The 1667-nt window shown below is 48.0% G+C and carries 1 rRNA gene (running past one end of the window); it reads left to right on the top strand.

Going from position 1 to position 1667, the window contains the following annotated elements:
- Window positions 1-195: 195 nt before the first annotated feature.
- A 23S ribosomal RNA gene (locus BJR36_RS19635) occupies window positions 196-1667 on the top strand; its annotated part runs 1412 nt beyond the window's last position; the annotation flags it as partial.

Consider the following 1667-nt stretch of genomic DNA (forward strand, 5'->3'; position numbering starts at 1 on the left):
ACAAACATGTACCTTGAAAACTACACATTGAAATATTCAAAAATCGAAAATAATCGAAAGATTATCGAGAGACATCCGAGGGCTTTGCGAAAGCAAAGCAAAAACGCAGAGATAACATCAAAGCAGACAGCAGGAGACTGCTGGTTATAACCTATGGCCTTGGTGAGTACAACGCTATGTACGAGCCTTAAAAATGGTCAAGCTAATAAGAGCATAGGGTGGATGCCTTGGCACTAAGAGCCGATGAAAGACGTGATAAGCTGCGAAAAGCTTCGGGGAGGAGCAAATATCCTTTGATCCGGAGATATCTGAATGGGGAAACCCAGCTGGAAAGACTCCAGTTACTGCATGGTGAATACATAGCCATGCAGAGGGAACCCGGGGAACTGAAACATCTAAGTACCCGGAGGAAAAGAAAGAAAACTCGATTTCCAAAGTAGCGGCGAGCGAAATGGAAGGAGCCTAAACCGGAATGCGTGCATTCCGGGGTTATGGACCGCAACAAGTGACACGTATGATAGCAGAAGGGTTTTGGGAAAGCCCGCCAGAGAGAGTGAAAGCCTCGTATGCGAAATCAGAAGTGAGCGAGCGGGATCCAAAGTACCACGAGACACGAGAAACCTTGTGGGAATTCGGGGGGACCACCCCCCAAGGCTAAATACTACTTAGTGACCGATAGCGCATAGTACTGTGAAGGAAAGGTGAAAAGAACCCCGGGAGGGGAGTGAAAGAGAACCTGAAACCTTATGTTTACAAGCTGTGGAACAACTATTTAAAGTTGAACCGCGTACTTTTTGTAGAACGGTCCGGCGAGTTACGCTGGCTGGCAAGGTTAATTACTTAAGGTAAGGAGCCGAAGGGAAACCAAGTCTTAATAGGGCGCAGAGTCAGTCAGAGTAGACCCGAAACCGGGTGATCTATCCATGTCCAGGTTGAAGTTGCCGTAAAAGGCAATGGAGGACCGAACACACATCCGTTGAAAAGGGTGGTGATGAGGTGTGGATAGGGGAGAAATTCCAATCGAACCCGGAGATAGCTGGTTCTCCTCGAAATAGCTTTAGGGCTAGCCTCGATAGAGTCTTGCGGAGGTAGAGCACTGAATTTCCTAGGGGGCGTCAAAGCTTACCGAAGAATATCAAACTCCGAATGCCGTACAGATGCTTATCGGGAGTCAGACTACACGAGATAAGTTGGGTAGTCAAAAGGGAAAGAGCCCAGACCACCGGCTAAGGTCCCAAAGTGTGTGTTAAGTGGAAAAGGATGTGGGATTTCGAAGACAACTAGGATGTTGGCTCAGAAGCAGCCATACATTAAAAGAGTGCGTAATAGCTCACTAGTCGAGAGGTCCTGCGCCGAAAATGTCCGGGGCTAAAACACAACACCGAAGCCGTGGAATGCACGAATGTGCATTGGTAGAGGAGCATTCTTAAAGCGACGAAGCAGTACCGTAAGGAGCTGTGGAGCGTTAAGAAGAGAGAATGCCGGAATGAGTAGCGAGAGGAAAGTGAGAATCTTTCCGGCCGAATATCTAAGGTTTCCAGAGTAAAGCTGATCTGCTCTGGGTAAGTCGGGGCCTAAGGCGAGGTCGAAAGACGTAGTCGATGGACAACAGGTTGATATTCCTGTACTGCAATATAACAGAACTGTGGGGACACAGGGAGAAAGTC

Origin of the sequence: Anaerobium acetethylicum (genome assembly GCF_900096945.1) — a bacterium.
GTDB classification, from domain to species: Bacteria; Bacillota; Clostridia; order Lachnospirales; family Lachnospiraceae; genus Anaerobium; species Anaerobium acetethylicum.